The organism is Planococcus ruber (assembly GCF_022819085.1).
Classification (GTDB): Bacteria; Bacillota; Bacilli; order Bacillales_A; family Planococcaceae; genus Planococcus; species Planococcus ruber.
Genome location: NZ_JALHAG010000004.1, coordinates 475,040 through 497,885, shown reverse-complemented (window position 1 = coordinate 497,885; position 22,846 = coordinate 475,040). Strand labels below are relative to the sequence as shown.

Here is a 22,846-nt window from a genome sequence, read left to right as displayed (position 1 = left end):
GTTCCATAAAAAATCCTAAAAGGAATGAGGGACTTTGGATGCGCACGAAAAAAAGATCCACCACATTTTTAAAAGTACTAATCATCTTGGTTGGAATTGCCATAGCTGCTCTTGGAATCTTCTGGTTGCCTGGATTTGCCATTGACGATGCCAAGGCACATCCAAAACCAGCGTATTTCCTGATCCCTTTTTTAATTTGTGCTTACGGTTTCGCCATTGCATTCTCCATTGCGCTATTCCATGCATTTAAACTATTAACCTATATTGAGAGAAACAATGCTTTCTCTGTACTGGCGTTGAAGTCCTTAACCGTTATCAAAAAATGCGCTATTGCGGTCATTTGTTTGATTCTGCTTGGAATAGCAAGCCTTATGGTGCTGGCAAGAGCAACAGGGGAAGATTCCACAGGTCCCATTTCGCTGAGTCTAATGAGCATTTTTGCCGTAAGTGTCATTATCGCCATTTTAGATGCTCTTCAAAAGCCAATAAAGAATTGTCTCGAAACAAAATCGAAAGACTAGAAGGCTGCCGATTTAGTAGCCTTCTAACTATGGATGGAAAAGAAGTTCCAAATTTTAATAAAATTGAAACCCATATCGATTTACCCCCGTCTTAGGGAGGGTCAAAAATAAAGTTAAATAGGAGGGATGGAAGTGACTGAGCTGGAAAAGATTGGCTTATCAATCATCAATAAAGATCAATGGCTGAAAGACTTGACGGATGAATACGGAGACCGCCTGACAAAGCTTTCTTACAGCTACCTCCGTGATTGGGGAAAAGCACAGGAAATTGTGCAAGACGTTTTTATAACTTGTTATCAGCAATACGATACATACAGAGATATTCAATCCTATAAAGCATGGAATGAAAGCTGAAATTTTAAGTTTCTATAAATTTATAAAAAAACCAAAAGCGATCTTCACGAGGAAGATCGCTTTTATGGTTAAGTTCTGCGTCAATCCGATTTCAACTTCGAATACATATTCACATAGAAAAATTGCTGGTTTATTTTTTCGGATTGCCTTTGGGTTCCTTCGAAATGGAAATTCAGTTTTTTTAACAAATGGATTGAATTTTTGTTAAGCGGATCGACTTTGGCTTCAATCCGGTTAAGGCCCATTCCGTAGAATGCCTGATGCAATAGGGCGGCAACGGCCTCAGAACCAAAACCGCATCCCCAAAAGTGCCGGCTGAGGTCATAAGCAATTTCAGCTTTTGCATTTTCGGAATCCACATAGTTAAAGCCGCATGAACCGATAAGCTCTTTTGTTTCCCTGATAAAAATAGAATAGCGAATGGCTTGCCTGTTCCGGTGCAGCCGATCAAACAGCTGGATTATTTCCTTTGCTTGAGCTTCGGATGTAAAAGGATCAATATTCATGAACCGGGTCACTTGTGGATCGGACCAAAGTGCAAAAAGCGCAGAAGAATCTGCGGCCTCCATTTTTCTTAACATCAATCGTTCGGTGCTCATTTCTGTAATCAATAGTTTTCCCTCCATTTTTTCGTTCTCTGAGGTAATCACTTTGACATCTGCGCATAATTCAGTCCCTTCAATGAAAAGTTATTCCTAGTATAGGATAGGGGAATGTGAGGTGCAAGGGGGAGGTTGGGACCGAAGTTACCGAATGAAATTTGCTTTCTTTGGTTGTAAATATTTATAAAAATGTAAAAAATACCATAATTAATAGTAATTTATTTTTACAATCGGTATAATTATTTTAGTAGTAAATACCAGGAAAGTGAAGCCAAAAAGAAAAAATAGAGGAATTTAAGCTTAGGGGGAGATGTGAGAAGTGAAAAAGATCTTATGGGTTCTTGCAGGTTGTTTCGTTCTTTTCTGTCTCATTGGCTTCGCTTTTCAAAAACCGAAAGACCTCATCGCTGATTTTATTTTTACAATGGCGGTAGAACAAGTGGCAGCTGATTCAAAGGAAGAGCTTCTAAAACCATACAAACAAATAGCAGCGCATAAACATTCAACACTGTATTTTACAGAATCGGATGAGAACCTAATTGAGCTTACAAAAAATGCTCTCGATCGAGGAATGGAACTCAATAAGAAGTTCGTCGGTTCTTATGATGAGCCTGTTGATCTTGTCCTGTTAAAAAACAAAGAAGATATGGAGCGAATCGATATGAGTTTAGGCAACGGCCTCTATTCGCCCCAAATGAACTTGATCGTCATCGTTCCTGAAGACAGAGAAGCTTTAGCCGCTGGACCGGGTCCAATGAATTGGGAATTCAATAAGCAAGTTATGCATGAATACACTCATTACATTCTTGGACATAAATTTCAGGAACTCAAAATTAAACCGGAAGAAATTCCTTCTTGGCTAGCGGAGGGGTTTGCAGAATACATTGGGAGTGAAGAAAATAGCGTCACGGTCATGGAGCAGGAACGGCCTCCTTTAACTGCACTTTCGACGCAGGACCAGTGGCAAACGTTGGATGCTGATCCAACAGCCAATATCTACCTGCAGTCCTATATAGCAGTCCGCTATTTGATCCATACATACGGAGAACAGGTCATTTTGGATCTATTGAACGAAACTCAGATCACTCATGACTTCAATCAGGCGTTTAAGAAAGTGACAGGATTAGAAATCGACGAACTCGAGTATTACGATGAGAATGATATAGGGATATGAAAGGGGGCAGCGCTATGAATCGATTTATCTTGCCGCATATGTATTTATTTTTTGGGATACTCCTGTTTATATTAGCTGAGAATGTAGTCTATTCAGGAACTTTGTATGCCATAGCCATAATGATTTCGATAATTTGTGTGCTAGTTGGGCTCGTCTGGAATATTGGGTTGCTATTGTATCGTGAGTAAAGGAAGCAATTCTTACTTTTAAAAGAAAGCTCTTTTGAGTTTAGAAGAATTAACTTCAACCTTCTTTATCTACAAACAGTTCTTTTGCATAACAAGTTCGTGGCTCAGTATCGATACAGGAATCTTCTAAATTCGCTTTTGCTTTTTCTTGTATACGCAAATCTTGTTTTTCTAATTTATTCTTTTGGAAATCACTAATGCTAGTATGTTCACTAACAACCAGCCACATTTCTTTCTCATTTTCTTCAAGCCCTTGGGATAATTCCAAAAGTACTTTATCAGAGTAAGTTTCTGTGATGATTCCTGTCACATCATAAGTGGAAGGATCCGATAAACTATTAGCTTCTTCAGATCCTTGGCAGCCGCTCAATAATAGAACAAATACAAGAGCCTGTTTTTTCATCCTGCTATCTCTCCATTTCGTCAGTATACGTGAAAACTTTTCATTTTATAATAGATGATAAACAGGTTGGTGTCTTGCAGGAGGGAATGATCGGGCAGTTTTTCTGAGAGCGGCAAGCGCAGACGTCTGTATGTCGTTAATTTAATGAGCAGTATAGTGTGACTTGTTCCACTTGATCATTTTTCTCGCTATAATCATTGGAAGAGAATGTATTTTTTGAATATTTTATGCTTAATCAGTAAGGGGTGTCGAATGGAGAAGACGAACAGCTACACTTATTTTGCTATTAAAAGCAATGGTCAATTTGATAATGGATTTATAGCTTATGAAAAAGGGATCTTTGCGCCACAAGAACTGACGCATACTCTAGGGATTCAACCTTTCAGCTATTGGGCTTATGGTGATAAAAGGATCGATGGTTCTGTATACCGTTTCTCGACATGGAGCGCTGAAAAATCTGAGGCGGGAAAACTGGATGTAGAAGCCCAGTGCAAAGAAACCATCCGGAACCTCAAAAACAAAATCCCCCAATTACTTCAAATAAAAGAGCGATACGATGTAAATTTTATACTCACCATCGTTCCAAGTATTTATGGAGACGAACAACCTTGGCTTTCCTTTGACGAAGAAATCATTGAGTTTTGCTATTTAACTGGCACTATTATCGATGTGGATATGTATATCTATCCGCTCGAGAATGGTAATGAAGAAGGGATGTAAAGGAGTTAACGATGCGAATACCATGGTATGAAACAATTGGGCTGGCAATGAAAATGCCCGATGCTAAATTTAGCGGAACCTTACTGATTCCAGCTTTTCATTTTTACGAAGAATATAACGATGTTTTTGATAAGATTTCATCTTTGGAAATGACCTTGATCCCAGAAGAAGAGAAATCTTTTGAAGTGATTTTAAAATTTATCAATGTCTCGTCACTTCAATTAACTGGCTTTGGAAATGCCTATAACCAGTTATTAGGATTCCACATAACGGATTTAAAAGAGTACGGGGTTGAAAAGGAGCGCCGTTATTTAATTGAGGACTATGAAGACGATTCAGTGAGTTTCTATTGTGAAAAAATAGAAATTTTAAATGAAGCAACAGAGAATTAAAAAAACGGATTATGGAGGGCTTATGGATAACAGCAAACTTCGCTTACGAGAAGGCGAGAATGGAATCACGGTGCGGATTGGCAAATACAATGTTCTGGAATCAATTCAGTACATCCAAATAAATCAAATTAAAAATGTAGAGATTTCCGAATACTATCAAGCGTCTCAAATCGATTTTCTCAGCGATTGCCCAAGCATCGAATCGGTAGGATTGTACGGACCAAATGTGAACGATTTAAGCGGCCTCTATAAGTTGGAGGCATTAAAAGCTCTGTCAATCGGTGACCTTGTGCCGGTCTCTTCCGTAGATTTTAGCCAGCTTTCTTCGTTGGAAGAGATATACGGCACGCTGCCGCCTAAAGCCAAAGCGATTGGCAGTCTCCATCATTTGAAAAGCATGAAGATTTGGAGCTATAAGCCGAAAGGGAAAAATCTAGAGGAATTTAGAAGCTTGAAAGCACTTGAGAAATTAGAGCTCATTACTTCTAATATTACTTCTTTAGACGGCATTCAGGGGTTAACCCGGTTGCGGCACCTGGAGTTATATGGAATGAGAAGCTTAAAAGAGATTGAAGCGATCCAGGAACTTTCGGGCAATTTACGATCACTTTCAATGGAAGGTGTAAAAAACATTCAAAACTTATCGCCGATTGGAAAAGTCCAGTCGCTCGAACAATTGGACCTCAATAACTGCGGAACCATACCATCCATCGGGTTCATTAAGCAACTGCCTCACTTGAATAGCATACAATTTTGGGATACGACGGTCCTCGACGGCGATGTTTCACCATGCATCAATTTGGACTACGCGTATTTTACAAATAAAAAGCATTATTCCCATCGGCTAAAAGATGTATATCCACCGACGTTTATCGAGAAACCTAAGCGGAATGAGGAAGGAGAAGCAGCTTTGGCAGTGCCGCTTTTGCCTACGGATGCATGGAAAATACGGATGGAGGAAGATGACTTATTTACGGAAGAAAATCTAGCGGCCGTTGCAGACGTGCTCGAAGATTATCAAAAGAAGCTTTTACGTCTTCGCGATCCTTCTGAAAAGCAAATCTTAAAACAAGTAGAAAAAACAGTGCTCCGTTTAAATGCCTTAAATGATCAATACGATTACTTCATAGAGACGATGGAGCGGGAAGAGCTGCAGGAGTTCCTTATGGAAAAAGCACAGGAAGCCGGGTTGGAGACGGAAGAGGACGTTACCGAAGAATGGCGCGAATGGTAGGGGAAGCTTCCTAAAAAAAGCGAAGAAAAGCAGGAGGGAATAAGACTACGCCTCTTTGCCTTTCTTCGCTTTTATTTTCCTATAAATTACATAGCCTGCATTTAGAAAGAACAGAACGATGGCTGATATTAAGAAACCGAGTATTCCTATCAGATTAGGCCCTGTTATCAAGTAGAAGATTGAGCCTAAAATAAACGCTGTAAAGCCGGCCAAACTAAGTTTCCATTTGGAATTTTCGATTCTCGACATCGTTCTGTTCCTCCTTTTAGGCTAATCACTCGTTAAGTAATTGCAACATATCTTTTGGTTCCGCCAATACGTAGTCAGCGGATTCAAATCCTTTTCGCTGCTTCGCTCCCCATAACGCAAGCGCGAATTTCACGCCTGCCTCCTTAGCGCATTGCATGTCATAGACCGAATCGCCAATGTATATAGCTTCGTTTGGAGGCGCGTTCAATTTCGCTAAACAAAGCAATAACGGATCCGGATGCGGTTTATGATTTTTGGTGTCATCTGCGCAGACGATCTGTTCAAAATTAGAAGTTAACCCAAACGGTTCGAATTCATCTGCCAATTGCTGCTTTGTTTTTGACGTGACAATTCCTGTTCGAACCGGGATTTCCGGCAACGACTGTATCACTTCTCGCAAGCCTTCGAAGACCTCTACTTCATGCGAAAATTCCAATACGGCTTGCGACCATTTTGAATGGACACGCTCCAAATCGTCAACTTTCAGTTTTCTTAAGGTTTCTTGTCCGGGGATGCCCAGCGCAAAACGTAACTCTTCTATCGGATACGCATGGCCTTCTTCTCGCAAAACTTGGTCCAGTGATTTTAAAATGGCCCGTTCCGTATCCAAAATCGTTCCATCCACATCGAAAATTACATATTTAAACAACTAGAATCCTCCTTAATAATGGCAACTTTTTTGATAGGCAGCTATTGTTCGAACGTGATTTCGTTTGTTCCTTGTAAAGTGGCGAAATGGCTCAATAATTCATTTTGATGGTTGATGATTTGCTTGGCGGTGAAGTCGTCAGAATCCCACGTACCATGGGCATCTTTCACAAGAACTACATCAAACCCCAAATCGCTCGCACGGCGAGTCGTCGCAGCAATGCAATGTTCGGTCTGGTTTCCGCCTATTACGAGTTTCTGTATGCCTTCATTTTTCAAGGTTTCTGACAGCTCGGTTTCTTGGAAGGAATTCGCAGCCCACTTCTGGATGACGACGTCGCCTTCTTCCGGCGTGAGGGAGGAATGGATTTGCCAAAAATCCGTGCCTTTTACGAGCCCGGCATCGTTATGCTGCACATAAATGACCGGAACCTTAGCTGACCGTGCTTTTTGAAGAAGGGACTGCAGATTTTCGAGCAGTTTCTCGCTTTGATCGACAGGGTTGGCAGCATCGAACATCTCATTTTGAGCATCAACGATTAAGAGCGCAGTTTTAGACATCCGGCATTCTCCTTTTCATGAAAACGTTTTCTTTATATTACAGAGGATCTGCTTGTTTGTATAGCTTTCATTTATTTCGTGAGACACGAATTTTTAGTGGTGATCAACTGAAAGACAGGAAGAAAAGTAAAGGGTTAACTTATTCTACTTCATTAAGTGTGTATAGAAAAATGGGAATTAATGTTATTATTAAGTCGAATTTTCATCTTATAAATGAGACAATAAAATGGAGGCAATGATTTGATAATTCTTTTTATGTACTTAGCTTGGGTTCTTGTTCCTGCATTAAGTATTATTTTTTGTCTAAACTTGGTGGCCATTATTAAAAAGGTGAAGACAAATGAAAAGACATCGATAAATACGTTCTGGCTAACGGCTTCTTTTGTACTTATCACTTGGAGTATTGCTGTTTTATCTTCTGCCGGTATTTATTAATCCAGAGAATCAAAGTACAAAATTCAATTGCGCGTCTGCTTGGTTTTGCTGTCTTCTTTTTGGTTGATTCTGCGCATAAACCAATAACAAATGCATATGAAAACCGTGATATATAATGAACGGAAAATGTTATATCGAAGATTCAATTCGTTATTATTAAGGGTTTTAATTTATTCTAAAGGAGGATGAAACAATGATGAGGATAAAAAGCAAACCCGTCGATGAATTGACTATAGAAGATTTGAAACAATTTCCCATTTGGGACTGGGCAATCGGTTCAGAAGGCGAGGAAGGGCAGGACGAAACTTGGGTCCAGCCAGCTGAAACCACTAATTTCACAGCAGTCTTAAACGGCTCAATTGTCCTGGGCGAAGCTATGATAAACGACAAAGAATTGTTTCCGCTCTTGTGCAGCCTGGATACTGAAGGACAGGAAGCATTCATCAGTTCCATCGTTCTCTATGACAAAGAACGCGCAGCCTACTATGCGATTGAAGACAAGATTAAGCAGCTCGATTTTCCAGTAGCCATCACGATTCACCTGCAGATCAATGGAGTGTTAAGGAAACTCCACTTTAGTGCCGCTAAAGTGGATCTCTATAAAAATAAGGTGAGTACCGATTTGTTTTAAGTATTTAACAGACAGCTGAATTGGTAGACGGAAAAGCCAGATTACAGCCTTCCGTCAGAGATGAAAGGAGAAAGTTTTGATGGATGTTCATTTCAAAAAATGTCCAATAGACGCCATAGCCAAGCAATAAAATCACACTTAATCCAAAATATTAAAGACATTTATTCTTTATTTGCTTCTCTTTTTAACTCTTTTCATGAGGCTCGGGAAACGCTAGTTAAATTTCGTCTATATACTACTAGGTTAAGCCGTTTTCTTGTATTTTTGATACTTTAAAAAGAGCGAAACCACCATGGCGATTGTTACGAAGATGGGTAAATAAAATTTAACAAAGAGACTGCCTTCGTATAGATAAACGGCAACATATAAAAAGGATAGTGCCAGAACCCCTGTCCAAAGTGAACGTATAAATTTTTCTCTGTCTGACAGATTCCAATAGAAAAATTTCACCGTTAACGCCTCCGTTTTCGTTAAATAGAATCTATTAATATACGAAATAATTTCCAATTAAGTTTCGTTTTTTCCGAAAAAGAGAAATTCATTGAGTTTTCAGGAGGCGCAAGGGAATAAACGAAATCGTTTATAAACATACAGAACATCATGGAGACAAATATCGGCTACATCCAATAAATGAAGGCTTTGATACTCTTAAAACAAAGAAATACAAATTGGCTGGGCTTTTAGCTTAACAATCCTAACTTTGCTAAATTTTAATATACTAATTAGGGAGGAGGAGAGACGTAAATGCGACAACCTCTTTTCTCCCTTTTATTTTGATTAAGGAACTAACCATTAATCTCTGAAAGGGAATGTTGAGAATATTTCTTTTATAGCATTTTTATTTAAGCCATGCTTCCCTGTCCACCAACAAACTGGATAGGACCAATCGTTTTTCGCATGTGAAGGTTCCTCTCTTTCTAGGTAGGGAATGAAATGATCGATAAAGCCAGGGCGGTCATTCGTAGACAGTATGGAACAAAAGCCGAGAATTTCCAGTAAAACTCGGCGTTCATCTTTATTGGATTTCAAAACTTTGGAGAGTGCTTTTTCCAGCTCTCCAACTTTTCCTTCACCAGGGAATTCATCCACCACAGAAAAAATACGATGGAGAATTTCATGATCTTCGCGAGTCGGTGTAAGCTTTTCTGCCTTGCTGAACTGTTCAAGATCAAAAGCTATATAAAAAGGGTCAAGATGCCTTACGCCTCCCCATTTGAACCGTTCAAAATTAAGTACATTCAAATCTACAAACTCCTGTTTTTTGTTAAAACCTCCGCAATAACTACAAATATTTTCATCTCCCAGATATTCGTGGGCTATTAAGTGTCTGCCGACCATAAAACTACCTAATGCGGAACGGAGTTCTAGTCTTCTGGAAGATAGGCTCGCTACGAATTGAGTGGCAATATCCTCTAAGCTTAAAGTGCTAATGACTGCAGCCAATTTTTGAATCGCCTCATCATGAGATAGTTTCTTTTGTTCAAACATAACGCCTGCTGCTTTTGCATAATTTAATTCTTCTTTAGTCAAATATGAATTAGTCCAACCCTCAGAGGACCAATAACGCTTAAAGAGTATTTTAAGTGCCTTTTTATCTGCCATTTTTTTATCACGTTCCTTTGATGAGATTCAGCAGTTCAGTAGTGTAAGCATCCTATATCTTTTTGAAAAAAGCTATCCTCCAGAAGAAAAAAATTTCCTAGTCTGAGGTAGGGAACTTGGTAATTGATTCATATAGATGGAAACGATAATTATTTTAAAATACGCAAAGCTGTAAAAAACATCTTTTTTATTTCCCAAATTTAGCTAGCTATCTTTATCCGTACTTAATATACTTGAAAGAACGGCCAGTCTAGTATTTTTATGACATTTAGACACTTGAAATTAGGTGTGAGGAGAAGAAAAGAATGAGCAGAATCGACCAAGGATATTTCTGTAAGACTTGCGGTGAATATCATGCAGCGCTGCCAATGAGCTATGGGAGCCCACTGCCTGACTATTGTCTGGACATTCCTGAAGAAGAGCGGGAAAGCCGGATTGAGGCGAATGATGATTTATGCATTGTGGATGAGGAATACTTCTTCATGCGAGGAGCGATAGAAATTCCGGTAACGGGCGGAGACCATCCGTTTATCTGGAACGTCTGGGTTTCGCTAAGTGAAGCTAATTTTGATCAGACACTGGAATATTGGGAAACGGAAGGGCGGGAACAACAACTGAGCCCCATGTTTGGGTGGCTGTCCACTTCCATTCCGTGTTATCCAGAAACGTTGGAACTAAAGACGATGGTCCATACGCGTTCAGTTGGAATGATTCCGTTCATTGAACTCGAGCCAACGGATCACCCGCTGGCGATGGAGCAAAGAAATGGCATGACCCTCGACCGGATCCAAAAGATTGCGGAAGAACTCTGCCATAATGAGAAGTGAGGAGACCAATCGTTTTCGAATTTTGTTTTTAAAGAAGGAGGCACTAAATGACCTGGCATCAAATGGACGATTCTACAGCAATCGCAGATTTTATGGAACTTTTCGGCGGTTTTCATGACAGCTGCTTGAAAGAGCTTTACATGTGGACCGAGACGTTTGTGGATGAGGATCTCGATATGAGTATGTCGACTGATTTAGATGCTTGCGCGCGGATTTTATTTCAACGACAAGCGCCAGCGCCATCCGCAGTCGAATTGCTCTTTAAAGGCGTCACGAATTTTCATATTTGTCCTTCATCAAAAAATAGTGATCCGGTTATTTATAGCGCTAAGTTAATGGCATACGACGGACAGTTTTATTGGGCACAAGACGAAGATTGGCAAATTGATCAGCCGTTTCGTCACTCGGTTAGCTGGATTTCCGCACAAGAAGTTTACTGGCGTGACGCCAGTTCCTGGATGGGTGAAAGGCAGCGGTATGGCGTATTGAGGGTTGAGGAGTAAAAATATTGGAAATAGCGGAGTGCGTGGAACTGCACGTTCCCGTTAATTAAGTGAACAGCAAAATCTCATGCTTCTAAATTGAAAGGGATGTACGATGTTTCAAAAAAAGCAAAATTCAGATCCGGAGAGGCCTGTGATATACGTTCCCGTTCTATATACATTATTCTTAGTGGTCTCTCTAATACGTATAATTCACAATGTATATACCAATGACACCGAAAATCTAGTAAGGAATACCTTGTTCGCCATCGGCTTCTTTTTCCTTTCGCTTATCACTTGGATTATTTACAAAAAGCATTCTGCCTTATTTCAAAAAGCTTCACATTCGGTGCACCGATGAGGATCCTGGAATCTACAAGCTGCCAGACATAATGGAGAGAAGGCAGCGTGAACGGATTCGTTGAAAGAATGAAATCTAGCAGTTGGGATTTAATCTGTCAATGAACGAATATAGATGTGTTTTTATAGGGAGGAATTTGCATGTTAAGCGGCGTTGGGCTTGATTTTTATGTTGCTAATACCCGAGGTGAAGTTTTACATTCTGAAAAACACGTGAAATTTGAAGAAGAACTTCAAGCTTTTTTGTTGGAAAAGGAGGGTTATCCAGCAAAAAGCTTCGGCCTTCTTTTAAATCTTGACCAATATAAGGACCGGGTGTTTTCAGCTAGAGAGGTGGAGGAACTGGTCCTCATTTGTGAGGAGCTGCTTCAAGAATATGACATCCATACTGAGAGACAGTGGGAGGTAAATGAACGGATAAGGGGAATCAATGCATTCGCTAAAGAATTAAAAGCGCTTTGTTTGAATGCGCTCGATAATAGCAAAAAAGTAATCGCACTGGGAGATTGAAGTGCCGATAAAAAAGGGTGATATATTGAAGAAGTTTGAGAAAATGTTGTTGGCTATTGATAAATCTGAGCTTAATTGCCACGGCAGTAAAGGAAGCTGGCTCTATCTTGCGAGTAAAAAGGATACGAAGAAGCGATTGTTCCGCCTTCCAAGAGAGCATTATTACTTCGTCTCATTGGATGACCAGCGCATGCCCTGCGAGATTGGCGTAGTTAAAAAATTGTCAGAGCCTATCACGGCACTGGAACTGGCTGCAAAGGATTATGAAAGCAGAAATATGGATCCTGTAAGTTTGAATGATGAAGTGATAAAAGAATATGAACAGTTTTTAGAAAAAGTAAACGCGCAACCCGAACATACGCCAATGGCAGCGACTTGGCTAGAAAAACCATTATCGAATACAAGGCAACTGAGAGTTCATAAAGTGTTTTTTACGGGTCTTACGACAGAAGAGAAAAAAGAACTGTTTGAAAAGTGACGTGGGTACATGAAACATCGCTATAAGCGACCAGGAGAATGGAGAAACTTATGGAAATATGGATACCTTGGCTTGCGACTGTATTGTTCGGGTACTTTGGGCTCGTTAGCTTCTATGCAGGAGTGAAGCCATATCAAGAAAATGAAGAGCGGGGGTTTGATGACGCTTTTTCGTACAGCGATGGGCCGTTTGCGATTATCGGACTGTTTTTTGCTTTTGTTTTATGGGGGAGCAAAAAATTATTTTCGCCAGCGGTTCAGCTGATTGTTTTTAGAGGAGTCGCACTTGCGACGGCCTTATTCATGATGGGGCTGATTTATTTGTTTTGGCATTTGTATTTCAATTAATTAGAGATTTGAAGGCATCATGTGAAAGAATTTAACTTGAACTGGATTCTCTTGCTTTACTTCAAATTTAAAAGGAGGTTCCCTTGAATAGTATTTTATCAAAAGCAATTTATTGCATAATCGCTTTTGGTCTGTTTCTTTTTTTCCTCAACCTATATGGCTGGATCGAAAATGCTTATTTGCCGTTTACTGTGCAAACGCAGCTCATCTCGCTCATGGTTGTGCTTCCCGTTCTTGCGGTTGTTTCGTTTGTGTTGTCCAGTGTGATTGTGAACAGGTGGAAAGCGTGATGAGGAAGCAGCAAAGAAAAAGGAGAAGGTGGAATGTTCCAGGTGGATTATGCAAATAACAGCCCCCAATACTTGTTTCGGACCGCGATTCAGCCAGAGTTGGTTGAAGACCTCCGAAACACAGATCCCCATGCAACAGAACTTTTTATCCACGGAAAAACCAAAGGATTGGACTTGCTTGCTTCTTTTCACCGGTTGACTAAGTTATGGGTGCATTCTGTTAACCAAGAAGAATTCACCCGAATTTTAAGCAGCGTGAATCCTGAAATGCTGTATATGTACGGAATGCGGGTGGAAGATTTGTCGCTGATCGGGAATTTGTCCAATTTGCACGTCTTAAGGCTGGAATAGAATCCAAAAGCAATCCAGTTATGGGATTTTTCCAAAAACCTGAACCTTGCAGCGCTCACGATCAAAGGGTTTTCTAAGCTGCGGGACATCTCTTCACTCGTCCAAGCCCCAAACATTCAACTGCTCGAATTGGAGGGGGATCATACGCACCCGCTGCTGCTTGAAACGCTTCAGCCGCTAAAGGAGTTAAAGCAGTTGGCCTATCTTGGCTTATCCAATATTAAGGTAGCGAATGAGTCTCTACAGCCGCTTGCAGAACTGAAGGGATTAAAAGAATTAGCGATATCCAACCAATTTTCTACAGAGGAATTTGCAAAGCTGTCGGTTGCGCTTCCGAATACCACTTGTGATAAGTTTTCCCCTTTTGTGCGAGTTGTTCTTCCGGATGGTTTAGATCTTATGGTGGTTGGAAAACGGAAGCCGTTCTTAAATTCCACTAACGATTCAGCAAAAATGAAGAAATATGAGGAGCGCTTCCGGGCTTTGCAAGAAGCTTTTCAACTGAGGTTAGATGGTTAAGGGAGATGGAAGGAGAAGAGAAGGATGTTTGAGCTCGCCGGAGAAGGCCTTTGGGAACTCCTGAAAGCACTGAATGGAAAAATAAAATACGGTTTTCTTTCAACAGATCAAAAAGTGGAATGCAATTTGAAGAAGCTTCAGGAAAAATACTGGTTCGAGCAGCTTAGTAAAGAAGCCCCTTTTTTAGCAGACCGGATGAAAGAAGAGGAAGAGTTAAAAATCTATTTAACTTCCAGAAAGAAACTCCGAAGGCTGCTGCATACTTCTAAAGAGCGGCAGCTTTTTAAACAACTTGTCAGACGAAAAATTGAATCGAATCCAACGCCCTGAGAGCTATTAACAGCTTAAGAGCTCTCATGGCGTTTTTATTTGCACACGTTTTGCGCCTTGCAGCCAAAATTTAATTGTCCGGAAGGATTGTTCCCTTGAAATCCGTGGTATAGAATAAGAACAAGTGTTCTTTTGGGGGGGATCAAATGACAGGTTATTCAGGAAGAAAACGGGTGATTGCCTGCATCGATATGCGCAGCTTCTATGCCAGCTGCCTCGCTGTCGAAACGGGGCAAGATCCGATGCAGGCCTGCATTGCGGTGGTGGGGAATCAGGAGCGCAAAGGCAGCGTGGTCTTGGCGGCTTCGCCGCGCATGAAAACGGAATTTGGCGTCAGAACCGGCACTCGCCTTTTTGAAATTCCGGATGACCCGCGCATCCAGCTCCTTGAACCGAAAATGCATTTCTTCCTGCAAATCTCGATGGCGATCACGGATTTACTGGGCCAATATGTGGCGCACGAAGACATCCATGTCTACAGCGTCGATGAAAGTTTTATCGATTTCACGGGCATTCTGAATCAGTGGAACAGCCCGGAGGAAATTGCGGTGGATATCCAGGATGCCATTTACCGCCAATTCGGGCTGCCTTCTGCGATCGGCATCGGGCCGAACATGCTGCTGGCGAAACTGGCGCTTGACTTGGAGGCGAAAAAGAAAGGCGTCGTGCACTGGGAAATGGAAGATGTCCCGGAGAAATTATGGCCTGTCACCCCGCTCAGCAAAATGTGGGGAATCGGTTCCCGGATGGAAACCAACCTCAACCATATGGGCATTTTTTCGGTCGGCGATTTGGCGAAGGCGGATCTCAAGCGATTGGAAGAGAAATTCGGCATCATGGGCCATCAATTGTACCAGCACGCCAACGGCATCGATTTTTCAGAACTCGGTGCACCGCTTGTCGAGGGGCAGATCAGCTACGGAAAAGGGCAGATTCTGTACCGGGATTACGTGAAAACCGAAGACATCTTCACGGTGATCTTGGAAATGTGCGAGGATGTATGCAAACGGACGCGGGACGCGGGAATGGCGGGGCGGACGATTCAACTGGGCGTCGGCTACAGCAAATCGGCCTTCGGCGGAGGCTTTTCCCGTTCCCGGACCATCCATGAAGCCACCAACGATACGATGAAAGTTTACCGGGTGTGCCAGGACTTGTTCCATGAATTCCATCAAAACTTGCCGGTTCGCCAAATCCATTTGTCCATCAGCAAACTCGAAAGCGAATCTTCCGTCCAGCTGAGCCTGTTTGAAGAGCGGAAATGGGAGCGGAGAAAACTGGCGGCCGCCATGGACGAGATCCGGAACCGGTACGGCTACGCAGCCATTTTTCGGGCGGTTTCGAAAACCGAAGCTGGAACAGCCATTGCGCGGACCCAGTTGATCGGCGGACATAAAAAGTGAACGATTTGCTTGCAGGCTGTTTCATTTAAACGGAAACTCCACAACTTGGATTGTTTTCAAATACATAGTAGAAAAATGGCATATCAGGACAAGCCGATTTAGATTTAAGTTCGGGGCATCCTGAGAAAAGCAGGAATATTCTGCAGTTCTTTGTAGAAGCAAAATTAGTAAAATAAATTTCTAAAGTAGGATTGTTTTTCTAAGGAATCCCGCTATACTAATTTGGTACCGCTTATTTCGAACGACGGAACAGGAAAAACCAGTCAATAAACCCGGAGCAGAGTAGCGAGATCACATAGAGAATAGGGGATTATCCAATTGAACAACCGTAACCTTTTTATGGCTGCCAGTGCAGCCGTCGTGGCTGTAGCCGCAGTGGCATCACCTGTCAGCGCATCATCCACCCACACTTTCAGCGACGTAGGACCGCGCTATGACGAAGCCGTCAGCTTCTTGTACGAATACGAAATCATCAACGGAAAAAGCGCCACACAATTTGGCACGTACCAGCAATTAACGCGTGGAGACGCAGCGGTCATTTTAGCGAATGCCGTTGGGGTAGACACAGAATCCGCGCCGGATGCGGGCTTTACAGATTTGAATAACCGGGTGCGCGGCGCTGTCAACGGCTTAGCAGAATACGGCATCGTTTCCGGCGTCACCAAAACACAGTTCAAGCCGAATGACATCCTGACACGCGGCGCGATGGCGAAACTATTGGTCGCAGCATTTGAACTGGAAGAATTTGAAGAAGACACACCATTTACCGATGTGGGCGGCGTCTTTGCACCGTATATCGGCGCTCTTTACGGCACCGGCATCACAAACGGAAAGACCGCCACTTCTTATGGCACATACACCAATATTACACGCGGCGATTTCGCGAACCTTTTATACAACACCATTTCTTTCGTCATGGAATCGTTCTATTTCCCTGAAGCGGCGTCAGCAGAACTCGTTGGCAGTACATCCGTTAAAGTAAAACTGACAGAGGCTGTCCCAAGCGAATTCCGCGCGCAGGATGTAGCGGACCTCTTCTATTTTACTGTGCAGTTTGAAGATGGTTCTGAATTTGAGTTCACGCCGACTACAGCTTCGTTCTCTAAGGATCGCCTATTCGCTACCTTTAACTTGGGTAACTTGGATCTGGCCGGCAAAAAAGGGCAGCTCATCATCGATGACTATGAAAAAGAATTGGCTGTGCCGTTCGACTTCTCTGCACCGGTTGAAGCTCCTGTAGAAGAGCCGGTTGAAGTTCCTTTAGAAACACCTGTGGCAGTGCCAGGCGAATAAGGTAATTGCCGATGAATGATCAGTTAATTCCAGCTTTGCTGATTTTGTTATTCGGAATCATGAATTATTCATCCATTTATGAGCAAAGAAAGATAATAGAAAAACATGAGAAAGACCCTGGCATGAGTAGCCAGGGTCTTTCTTCTTTCGTATAAGAAGTCAATAACGGTCTCCAACCGCTGAATTTTTCGGCAATAGGGCATCAATGCGCTGCAAATCATCGGCTGTCAATTCGACTTGAAGCGAAGCAACATTTTCTTCGAGGTATTTGATGCGTTTCGTGCCGGGAATCGGCAAAGCGCCATTGGCGATGGTCCAGGCAATGGCTAGCTGGGAAGGCGTACAATTTTTATCTGCAGCCAGTTCTTTCACTTTCTCAACCAATTCCACGTTTTTCGCGAAGTTTTCGGGTTGGAAACGGGGAAGGTTCCGGCGCCCGTCGTTCTCATCGAAGTCTTCAAATTTCTTTAATTCGCCCGATAAAAATCCTCGGCTAAGCGGGCTGTAAGCGACAAAACTGATCCCGAGTTCTTGGACCGTCGGAAAAACGTCCGTTTCCACGTCCCGGCTCCAAAGCGAATATTCGGTTTGCACTGCCGTTATCGGATGCGTCGCATGGGCACGGCGGATTTGGTCCGGAGACGCTTCTGATAAACCGATCGCCCGCACTTTTCCGGCTTTCACCAAGTCTGCCATCGCTCCTACTGTCTCTTCGATCGGCACATTCGGATCTACACGGTGCTGATAATACAAATCGAGATAATCGACCTCTAAACGCTTCAGGCTTTTATCAATAGATTCCTTCACATAATCCGGATGGCCGTTGATGCCTTGAAAATTGGGGCCGAACGCAAATTTGCTGGCGATGACGGCTTGGTCGCGTCGGCCTTTTAGCGCTTTCGCTAGCAATTCTTCATTATGCCCATTGCCGTAGACATCCGCTGTATCCAGTAATGTTACACCTAATTCTAAAGCACGGTGGATCGTTTTGATCGATTCTTCGTCATTCACTTGTCCGTAAATAGGGGACATCCCCATCAATCCTAATCCAATCGGTGACACTTCTAAATCGCTATGGCCTAACTTTACCGTTTTCAATGTGTACCATCCTTTCTTGTATGGAAACTCCTGGTATACGTCATAAATACCTCTCTTTACTTATAGTAAACTTTCAAAAAACAATCAGCTCGATCCAACCTGTATCGTCTTTTACTGCTTACGCTGGAAACTGCTAAAAGGTATTTCAGATATTCCAATGTGACGGACGATCCAAATGAACCGGCAATTGTGTTTGGCGATTGCCTGTTGCTGAGTTGATCTGCATCTGCGTTAAAAAGAGGCTTGTCGATAAGTCTGTTCCGCAAAAGTTAGCATCCCGCAGATCGGCTCCGATAAAATCGACCGCGCGTAAATCGGCCTGTTCCAAATTGGCCGCAATCAAATAAGCGCCGCGAAGGTTCATGCCCCTTAAATCCTTGCCCTTCAAATTTTTGCCCATCCAATCAACGCCAGGCTGTTCAAGTTTCCGTTTTCCATTGTCGGGAACAGCCCGTCTTCGAATTTCGCGGCTGGCTTTCACTAATAGCTCTTTGACCGGATGACGATAGCCAATCAAGTCCAAGTTCAGCAGTTCATCTGCGTTTAGCTTCGTCAGCCTCTGCAGCAGATCCAATTGCTCGGTAAGTTCTTGCTGCAGCACTGGATTGCTTTTATAAGAAAGGGCTTCGGCGATAAAAGCGATCATTTCAAACAATTGCTCCATGACAGGGAAAGCTTTAAACATTTTCTCCGCATTTTCCGGCTGGTTCTGCCAGCTGCTTCCACCGAAAGTAGTCTGCGCAATCATTTGGCCAGCGCCAAGGCAATCAAAAACGGTACATCCTTTAAATCCTTTTTCGCGCAATTCGCTGTGAATCCGGCAGCGGTAATCCTTCTGCAAATTCGGACACGGAATCCCTGCAGGTTTATTGATGGCAAAATCGTTTGAAGCAATCAAGTTCAGGGCGGTGCAGCACAAGCCGAAACACTGTGTACAATCTGCTTTTAGACTGGATCTGATTTCTCTTGCTTGGTTCTGTGGGATTGGTTGAAGTAAAGTCATGGCTACGCTTCCTTTTCGCTTAGTCTCTTGCTATGCCGCTGCCAATTTTACATACTGTTAACTTCTCGAAAATAAAGAAAAATCCTGCTTACAGGAATGTTCAACAGCGTAGACGAGGAAAGGGCTGATTGAACTTAATATGCCCCTGAAAAGATTTCCTTAAATTGCTAGCGTTCTCCAGGCTTGCTTAGTATATTGGAAAGACAACGATTATCAGATCAAGGCGAAAGGAAATGAACTCAATGCAATTACAGGAAGACACGCTATTCGAAAGCGAGAAATGGCCCATTATTGATGCTGATTGCAAAAACCGCCAAGTCTTGGTGCTGCTAAAAGGAAAAGGCGAAAACCTTGTTCAATTGAACGGTGAAACAATTATGACAGGTTCGACCGGCCATTCGAAGATCCGCTTTACGAAAGAGCATTTCTGTCTCTTGAATGATAGGACCCTATCGTTTTATACCTTGGCGGGAGAATTCGTTTCAGATTGTGAAGTCGGCCCGTTTATTTTTGAATTGATGCCTTATCAGCAAGGGGTACTGTGCAGTTACGGCGACGAGGGCGTTTTTGGCAATCGAAATGGACAAAATCGATTAAATTATGCTGCGCCTTTCCAGCAGTTGGAATCTTATTATGATATCGCCGTTCAAAATCAGCTTTTGTACGATCCGCTTTTTGCTCGCTATAAACCTTACGCATGCTAGGGATTTAGGACGGAAAGCAACGAACTGCTCTTTTTGGATGCGCAGCTAAAAAAACAAAAAGCGCTTGCCGCACCTTTTGATACCGGAAACGTCATTGCCTTTGCGCTTACCCATGAACTTGGTGTGTTTCTAAAAGAAAACCAGTTTATTGTTTGGGAATTTGGAACAACCGGTAAAGTGATGGATTATCCGGGCTCCTTCGGCTACAACACGAGAGCCATTTATGCTCGCCACGAATCTATGTTTTTGACTGTGTCGGATTATAAAGTTCGGGTATTAAAGCTAATGGCAAGCGAATGCACATAACAAGGAATCGCTATAATAATTCGAAAAGATCAGGATATGCTTGTGCTCTTAGAGAAAACAGGTATTGTTGCAAGGCTGCCTACTTTGGTTGCCGCACCTGTTATTATTAAAAGCGCTAAGGAGGGGCTGTATCCTATCAATGAAGTGGTGGGTAAAAGTATGCTTTCATAGCATACTTTTTTGAATATATTATGTAAGTTTCAAAAATCCATCTATTATTTCCATTTTTAGCGCATTTTTTTTGGGAAACAAATATAATAGAAAAGATGTCATTTATTTTTTTGAAGGGGGCCTTTGAATGAAGAAGTTAAAAAAGAGGCGAAAAGTGAATCTTGCCGGATTGTTGACTTCTCTTGTCTCCGCTTCCGTCATTTTGACTCTGTTAATTTTGACAGTCTCCTATTATCATTCGAACAAGCAATCTTTGACGGAAACTTATTTAGCCCTCAACTATTCAAAGGCAGAAAAGATGAGTCACTCAGCTGACTCTTTATTTCTTTCAATGAATAAAAGCTTGGAAACGACGGCGGAATTTTTAGAGGATCCCGAGGCGATCAGCGAGCTTGAACTTCAAACGCAATTAAATCTTCTGCATGAAAGCAGCGGCTATTTCAATTCGCTTTCCTGGATTGATGAAACAGGCACTATCCGCGCAATCAGTCCGGACAGCATAGGATTAAAAGGGAAAAAAATAGAAGACGGCGCTGCCCAAGAAGCATTGGATGCCGAAAAACCAGGCTTAAGTCTTCCTTACACCGGGTTATCCGATCGTTTAATCGTTCTGATGAGCCACCCCATCTATGCAAAAGACGGAACTTATAAAGGAGTAATTGGCGGCACCATCTTTCTTCAAGAAGAAAACGTCTTAAACCAGCTTCTTGGAAATGATGCAGTTGAACAAAATGGATCTTATTACTTTGTAGTCGGGCCAAAAGGAACACTGCTGTTTCACCCGGACAGCCGTCAGATTGGGAAAGGCGTTTATGAAAATCCAGTGGTTCGACAACTAACTTTAGGAAACAATGGAATGGAATTAATTACAAACACGAGTGGACATAAAATGCTTGCAGCGTACAGCCATGTATCTGAAGCAAAATGGGGAATTGTCCAGCAAACCCCTTATGCATTTGTTCAAAACTTGCTGCTTGAACAATTGTGGCAGACATTGAAATATGTATTAATTCCATTTTTAATCCTGCTTCTATTTTCCATTTTCATTGCGCGTAAATTGGCAGCACCTTTTACTCAGTTAGGAAACTTGGTGAATAGATTGGCGGAAGGGAAGAAAATCGCCCAGCCTTTGAAAGAAAGCTTGATGAAACCCCATTGGAACCGGGAAGCCGATCTATTAACCAAGAGCGCTGTCATGGCCTTTGAGATTATCGAGCGCAATAATCAACAACTTACAGAGTCCGCTGTCACGGACTCATTAACAGGCCTTCCGAATCGCCGAAAACTTGAAGAAGTATTAGCTGAGTGGGCAAGCGACAAACAGCAATTTTCTATGCTCGTCCTGGATATTGATCATTTTAAATCCATCAATGATGCTTTCGGGCATCAGACAGGGGATGTGGCTTTAAAGAAATTAGCAGAAAAGCTCCAAGCGATGTTAGGGGAGAAAGACCAGTGCTTTCGATATGGTGGCGAGGAATTTGTCTTATTGCTGCCGGACCAAACCGGTATAGACGCTTATCAAAAGGCGGAGAAAATCCGGCTGGAAGTAGAGGCAACGCGCCTGATTCCGCATCAAGCTGTTACGGTTTCCATCGGAATATCAGAGTTCCCTGCCCAAACCAATTCCACTCAAAATCTTTTTAGCTTGGCTGATAAAGCGCTCTACCAATCGAAGGCTGAAGGCAGAAATCGTAGTACGCTTTCCAGAGGCTAAGGGTTTGTATCACTTTTATTAAAACGGTTGATCGAGTCCAGTAGCTGAAGGAGTTAGCTGTCGATCCAATAAGAATTAATAGAGCGAAAACTTCGGAAAAGTTTTCGCTCTTTTTGTTAAGAATGGCTTTCCTGCCATCCTTAATTTGTAAATTAATTGACCATCTTTGACTAATTCAGCTAGATTGTATAATAGTAAGTAAATTTAAAATTTAATTTTACTTCTATTTAAACAAAGCGTTGATAGACCGGGAGGGCTTAAAATGAGAAAAAACTTGCAAAGAACAGGGTATCAAGTTATCGAGGGGAAAGGAAGCTACCGGCATCTTTTTGGCGGGCAATCAATTGAATCGCTCCCTTGTCCAACTTGCGGCCTGCAAGTGCAGCTATTGTTGACTTTTGATCTTACCGATCCGATTTTTGAAAACCTTGGTACAGACATTCCAAACTTGCCTTTAGTCAGCTGCTTAAATTGCTCAGGGTGCTGGAGTACTCAATTCTATAAAATAGAAGAAAAGCGTATACGCAATTTGGAGCAGGATGACGAAGAAAAGTGGGTGATGGAGCAAGAAGATAAATTGCCAGTGCCTCTGCCGGAAGTTGAAGTCCATTTAATGCCTTTGTCTAAGAAAGGCATCCTTTCCAAGAGATCAAGCGATGAAAAAAGAAATGAAGTCTTTGATGAACTCGGATTACTTTACGTGGCGCGGCTTTTTGGAGGCGAATTAACCGACGGGGAGGAAGAGGAATTTATTTGCCGATTTTGTAAGGGCAAGATGGATTATATTGCTTCTATTGGCGAAGATGCCACTGAAGGTGAACTAATTACGGTCGTACCATTTTTATTCGGGGAGATGGTGCTGAATTTTTACTTCTGCCGCCACTGCAATACAATTAGAGTGGAGCCAATCGCAACATAGTTTCTATCAAAGAAAGGAAGGAAT

30 protein-coding genes are annotated in these 22,846 nt (G+C 42.2%); 22 read left to right on the top strand and 8 right to left on the bottom strand.

The annotated features are described in order from the left end of the window. Positions 1-38 precede the first annotated feature (38 nt). Positions 39-521: a DUF2975 domain-containing protein gene (locus MTR82_RS10405; RefSeq protein WP_246808958.1), complete on the top strand. Its 483-nt coding sequence runs from the start codon at positions 39-41 to the stop codon at positions 519-521. Positions 522-653: 132 nt separating this feature from the next. After that, positions 654-875, top strand: a complete 222-nt coding sequence (locus MTR82_RS10400) for a sigma factor (protein WP_246808957.1) — start codon at positions 654-656, stop codon at positions 873-875. An 80-nt stretch (positions 876-955) separates the two neighbouring features. Here MTR82_RS10400 and MTR82_RS10395 read toward each other — a convergent pair whose 3' ends face one another. Continuing rightward, positions 956-1,486, bottom strand: coding sequence for a GNAT family N-acetyltransferase (locus MTR82_RS10395; protein ID WP_246808956.1), 531 nt, complete (start codon positions 1,484-1,486; stop codon positions 956-958). A 310-nt stretch (positions 1,487-1,796) separates the two neighbouring features. Between MTR82_RS10395 and MTR82_RS17150 the strand changes: the two genes are divergently transcribed. Continuing rightward, entirely contained in the window at positions 1,797-2,651 is an 855-nt protein-coding gene (locus tag MTR82_RS17150; protein ID WP_246808955.1) for a peptidase MA family metallohydrolase, read from the top strand. A 243-nt stretch (positions 2,652-2,894) separates the two neighbouring features. Here the strand turns inward: MTR82_RS17150 and MTR82_RS10385 are convergent, their stop codons facing one another. Further along, on the bottom strand, positions 2,895-3,242 hold the full coding sequence (locus MTR82_RS10385; protein ID WP_246808954.1) for a hypothetical protein: 348 nt from the start codon (positions 3,240-3,242) through the stop codon (positions 2,895-2,897). Between the two features lie 252 nt (positions 3,243-3,494). On the opposite strand from MTR82_RS10385, the gene MTR82_RS10380 reads away from it, so the two are divergent. The 3 genes from MTR82_RS10380 to MTR82_RS10370 are packed head-to-tail and all read left to right on the top strand — an operon-like array spanning position 3,495 to position 5,588. Further along, positions 3,495-3,962 (top strand): DUF4279 domain-containing protein, encoded by a 468-nt coding sequence (locus MTR82_RS10380; RefSeq protein ID WP_246808953.1) that lies wholly within the window; start codon positions 3,495-3,497, stop codon positions 3,960-3,962. An 11-nt stretch (positions 3,963-3,973) separates the two neighbouring features. Next, positions 3,974-4,354 carry a hypothetical protein gene (locus MTR82_RS10375; RefSeq protein WP_246808952.1) on the top strand — a complete coding sequence of 127 codons (381 nt, stop codon included), beginning with the start codon at positions 3,974-3,976 and terminating at the stop codon, positions 4,352-4,354. Between the two features lie 22 nt (positions 4,355-4,376). Next, entirely contained in the window at positions 4,377-5,588 is a 1,212-nt protein-coding gene (locus tag MTR82_RS10370; RefSeq protein ID WP_246808951.1) for a leucine-rich repeat domain-containing protein, read from the top strand. A 45-nt stretch (positions 5,589-5,633) separates the two neighbouring features. Here the strand turns inward: MTR82_RS10370 and MTR82_RS10365 are convergent, their stop codons facing one another. The 3 genes from MTR82_RS10365 to MTR82_RS10355 are packed head-to-tail and all read right to left on the bottom strand — an operon-like array spanning position 5,634 to position 7,046. After that, positions 5,634-5,837: a hypothetical protein gene (locus MTR82_RS10365; protein ID WP_246808950.1), complete on the bottom strand. Its 204-nt coding sequence runs from the start codon at positions 5,835-5,837 to the stop codon at positions 5,634-5,636. A gap of 25 nt (positions 5,838-5,862) precedes the next feature. Next, the gene (locus MTR82_RS10360; RefSeq protein WP_246808949.1) at positions 5,863-6,486 is read right to left on the bottom strand and encodes an HAD family hydrolase; all 624 of its coding nucleotides are present in this window, start codon (positions 6,484-6,486) and stop codon (positions 5,863-5,865) included. A gap of 41 nt (positions 6,487-6,527) precedes the next feature. Next, positions 6,528-7,046, bottom strand: coding sequence for a cysteine hydrolase family protein (locus MTR82_RS10355; protein WP_246808948.1), 519 nt, complete (start codon positions 7,044-7,046; stop codon positions 6,528-6,530). A 628-nt stretch (positions 7,047-7,674) separates the two neighbouring features. Here MTR82_RS10355 and MTR82_RS10350 point away from each other — a divergent pair. Then, complete coding sequence (locus tag MTR82_RS10350) at positions 7,675-8,112, top strand: hypothetical protein (protein WP_246808947.1); 438 nt, start codon at positions 7,675-7,677, stop codon at positions 8,110-8,112. Positions 8,113-8,904: 792 nt separating this feature from the next. Here MTR82_RS10350 and MTR82_RS10345 read toward each other — a convergent pair. Further along, positions 8,905-9,714 carry a hypothetical protein gene (locus MTR82_RS10345; RefSeq protein ID WP_246808946.1) on the bottom strand — a complete coding sequence of 270 codons (810 nt, stop codon included), beginning with the start codon at positions 9,712-9,714 and terminating at the stop codon, positions 8,905-8,907. A gap of 305 nt (positions 9,715-10,019) precedes the next feature. Here MTR82_RS10345 and MTR82_RS10340 point away from each other — a divergent pair, with 305 nt between their 5' ends. The 11 genes from MTR82_RS10340 to MTR82_RS10290 all read left to right on the top strand — a co-directional run bounded on the left by MTR82_RS10340 (position 10,020) and on the right by MTR82_RS10290 (position 16,904). Further along, positions 10,020-10,541, top strand: a complete 522-nt coding sequence (locus MTR82_RS10340) for a DUF2199 domain-containing protein (RefSeq protein ID WP_246808945.1) — start codon at positions 10,020-10,022, stop codon at positions 10,539-10,541. A 47-nt stretch (positions 10,542-10,588) separates the two neighbouring features. Beyond that, positions 10,589-11,044, top strand: a complete 456-nt coding sequence (locus MTR82_RS10335) for a hypothetical protein (protein ID WP_246808944.1) — start codon at positions 10,589-10,591, stop codon at positions 11,042-11,044. A 480-nt stretch (positions 11,045-11,524) separates the two neighbouring features. Further along, entirely contained in the window at positions 11,525-11,893 is a 369-nt protein-coding gene (locus MTR82_RS10330) for a hypothetical protein (protein WP_246808943.1), read from the top strand. A gap of 25 nt (positions 11,894-11,918) precedes the next feature. Then, positions 11,919-12,371, top strand: coding sequence for a hypothetical protein (locus MTR82_RS10325; RefSeq protein WP_246808942.1), 453 nt, complete (start codon positions 11,919-11,921; stop codon positions 12,369-12,371). Between the two features lie 50 nt (positions 12,372-12,421). Then, positions 12,422-12,718 carry a hypothetical protein gene (locus MTR82_RS10320; protein ID WP_246808941.1) on the top strand — a complete coding sequence of 99 codons (297 nt, stop codon included), beginning with the start codon at positions 12,422-12,424 and terminating at the stop codon, positions 12,716-12,718. An 83-nt stretch (positions 12,719-12,801) separates the two neighbouring features. After that, positions 12,802-13,008, top strand: coding sequence for a hypothetical protein (locus tag MTR82_RS10315; protein WP_246808940.1), 207 nt, complete (start codon positions 12,802-12,804; stop codon positions 13,006-13,008). Positions 13,009-13,041: 33 nt separating this feature from the next. Then, a complete protein-coding gene (locus MTR82_RS10310; protein WP_246808939.1) occupies positions 13,042-13,359 on the top strand; it encodes a hypothetical protein in 318 nt (105 codons plus the stop codon). Between the two features lie 195 nt (positions 13,360-13,554). Beyond that, the gene (locus MTR82_RS10305) at positions 13,555-13,878 is read left to right on the top strand and encodes a hypothetical protein (protein ID WP_246808938.1); all 324 of its coding nucleotides are present in this window, start codon (positions 13,555-13,557) and stop codon (positions 13,876-13,878) included. Between the two features lie 24 nt (positions 13,879-13,902). Continuing rightward, positions 13,903-14,208: a hypothetical protein gene (locus tag MTR82_RS10300; protein ID WP_246808937.1), complete on the top strand. Its 306-nt coding sequence runs from the start codon at positions 13,903-13,905 to the stop codon at positions 14,206-14,208. A 146-nt stretch (positions 14,209-14,354) separates the two neighbouring features. After that, positions 14,355-15,611: a Y-family DNA polymerase gene (locus MTR82_RS10295; protein WP_246808936.1), complete on the top strand. Its 1,257-nt coding sequence runs from the start codon at positions 14,355-14,357 to the stop codon at positions 15,609-15,611. 318 nt (positions 15,612-15,929) lie between these two features. After that, positions 15,930-16,904: an S-layer homology domain-containing protein gene (locus MTR82_RS10290; protein WP_246808935.1), complete on the top strand. Its 975-nt coding sequence runs from the start codon at positions 15,930-15,932 to the stop codon at positions 16,902-16,904. A 159-nt stretch (positions 16,905-17,063) separates the two neighbouring features. Here MTR82_RS10290 and MTR82_RS10285 read toward each other — a convergent pair whose 3' ends face one another. After that, positions 17,064-18,002 (bottom strand): aldo/keto reductase, encoded by a 939-nt coding sequence (locus MTR82_RS10285; protein WP_246808934.1) that lies wholly within the window; start codon positions 18,000-18,002, stop codon positions 17,064-17,066. A gap of 145 nt (positions 18,003-18,147) precedes the next feature. Beyond that, a complete protein-coding gene (locus MTR82_RS10280; RefSeq protein WP_246808933.1) occupies positions 18,148-19,005 on the bottom strand; it encodes a pentapeptide repeat-containing protein in 858 nt (285 codons plus the stop codon). Between the two features lie 242 nt (positions 19,006-19,247). Here MTR82_RS10280 and MTR82_RS10275 point away from each other — a divergent pair, with 242 nt between their 5' ends. The 4 genes from MTR82_RS10275 (at position 19,248) to MTR82_RS10260 (ending at position 22,822) form a co-directional block, all read left to right on the top strand. Continuing rightward, positions 19,248-19,709, top strand: coding sequence for a hypothetical protein (locus tag MTR82_RS10275; protein WP_246808932.1), 462 nt, complete (start codon positions 19,248-19,250; stop codon positions 19,707-19,709). A gap of 33 nt (positions 19,710-19,742) precedes the next feature. Next, entirely contained in the window at positions 19,743-20,015 is a 273-nt protein-coding gene (locus tag MTR82_RS10270; RefSeq protein ID WP_246808931.1) for a hypothetical protein, read from the top strand. Between the two features lie 298 nt (positions 20,016-20,313). Next, positions 20,314-21,903, top strand: a complete 1,590-nt coding sequence (locus tag MTR82_RS10265; protein WP_246808930.1) for a sensor domain-containing diguanylate cyclase — start codon at positions 20,314-20,316, stop codon at positions 21,901-21,903. Between the two features lie 262 nt (positions 21,904-22,165). Continuing rightward, positions 22,166-22,822, top strand: coding sequence for a hypothetical protein (locus MTR82_RS10260; RefSeq protein WP_246808929.1), 657 nt, complete (start codon positions 22,166-22,168; stop codon positions 22,820-22,822). The last annotated feature ends 24 nt before the right edge of the window (positions 22,823-22,846 follow it).

Excerpts from the sequence above, each read along its gene's own strand:
- MTR82_RS10405 (WP_246808958.1), top strand. The coding sequence starts at position 39 with ATGCGCACGAAAAAAAGATCCACCACATTTTTAAAAGTACTAATCATC.
- MTR82_RS10385 (WP_246808954.1), bottom strand. The coding sequence starts at position 3,242 with ATGAAAAAACAGGCTCTTGTATTTGTTCTATTATTGAGCGGCTGCCAA.
- MTR82_RS10380 (WP_246808953.1), top strand. The coding sequence starts at position 3,495 with ATGGAGAAGACGAACAGCTACACTTATTTTGCTATTAAAAGCAATGGT.
- MTR82_RS10375 (WP_246808952.1), top strand. The coding sequence starts at position 3,974 with ATGCGAATACCATGGTATGAAACAATTGGGCTGGCAATGAAAATGCCC.
- MTR82_RS10370 (WP_246808951.1), top strand. The coding sequence starts at position 4,377 with ATGGATAACAGCAAACTTCGCTTACGAGAAGGCGAGAATGGAATCACG.
- MTR82_RS10365 (WP_246808950.1), bottom strand. The coding sequence starts at position 5,837 with ATGTCGAGAATCGAAAATTCCAAATGGAAACTTAGTTTGGCCGGCTTT.
- MTR82_RS10355 (WP_246808948.1), bottom strand. The coding sequence starts at position 7,046 with ATGTCTAAAACTGCGCTCTTAATCGTTGATGCTCAAAATGAGATGTTC.
- MTR82_RS10350 (WP_246808947.1), top strand. The coding sequence starts at position 7,675 with ATGATGAGGATAAAAAGCAAACCCGTCGATGAATTGACTATAGAAGAT.
- MTR82_RS10345 (WP_246808946.1), bottom strand. The coding sequence starts at position 9,714 with ATGGCAGATAAAAAGGCACTTAAAATACTCTTTAAGCGTTATTGGTCC.
- MTR82_RS10340 (WP_246808945.1), top strand. The coding sequence starts at position 10,020 with ATGAGCAGAATCGACCAAGGATATTTCTGTAAGACTTGCGGTGAATAT.
- MTR82_RS10335 (WP_246808944.1), top strand. The coding sequence starts at position 10,589 with ATGACCTGGCATCAAATGGACGATTCTACAGCAATCGCAGATTTTATG.
- MTR82_RS10330 (WP_246808943.1), top strand. The coding sequence starts at position 11,525 with ATGTTAAGCGGCGTTGGGCTTGATTTTTATGTTGCTAATACCCGAGGT.
- MTR82_RS10320 (WP_246808941.1), top strand. The coding sequence starts at position 12,422 with ATGGAAATATGGATACCTTGGCTTGCGACTGTATTGTTCGGGTACTTT.
- MTR82_RS10310 (WP_246808939.1), top strand. The coding sequence starts at position 13,042 with ATGTTCCAGGTGGATTATGCAAATAACAGCCCCCAATACTTGTTTCGG.
- MTR82_RS10300 (WP_246808937.1), top strand. The coding sequence starts at position 13,903 with ATGTTTGAGCTCGCCGGAGAAGGCCTTTGGGAACTCCTGAAAGCACTG.
- MTR82_RS10295 (WP_246808936.1), top strand. The coding sequence starts at position 14,355 with ATGACAGGTTATTCAGGAAGAAAACGGGTGATTGCCTGCATCGATATG.
- MTR82_RS10280 (WP_246808933.1), bottom strand. The coding sequence starts at position 19,005 with ATGACTTTACTTCAACCAATCCCACAGAACCAAGCAAGAGAAATCAGA.
- MTR82_RS10275 (WP_246808932.1), top strand. The coding sequence starts at position 19,248 with ATGCAATTACAGGAAGACACGCTATTCGAAAGCGAGAAATGGCCCATT.
- MTR82_RS10265 (WP_246808930.1), top strand. The coding sequence starts at position 20,314 with ATGAAGAAGTTAAAAAAGAGGCGAAAAGTGAATCTTGCCGGATTGTTG.
- MTR82_RS10260 (WP_246808929.1), top strand. The coding sequence starts at position 22,166 with ATGAGAAAAAACTTGCAAAGAACAGGGTATCAAGTTATCGAGGGGAAA.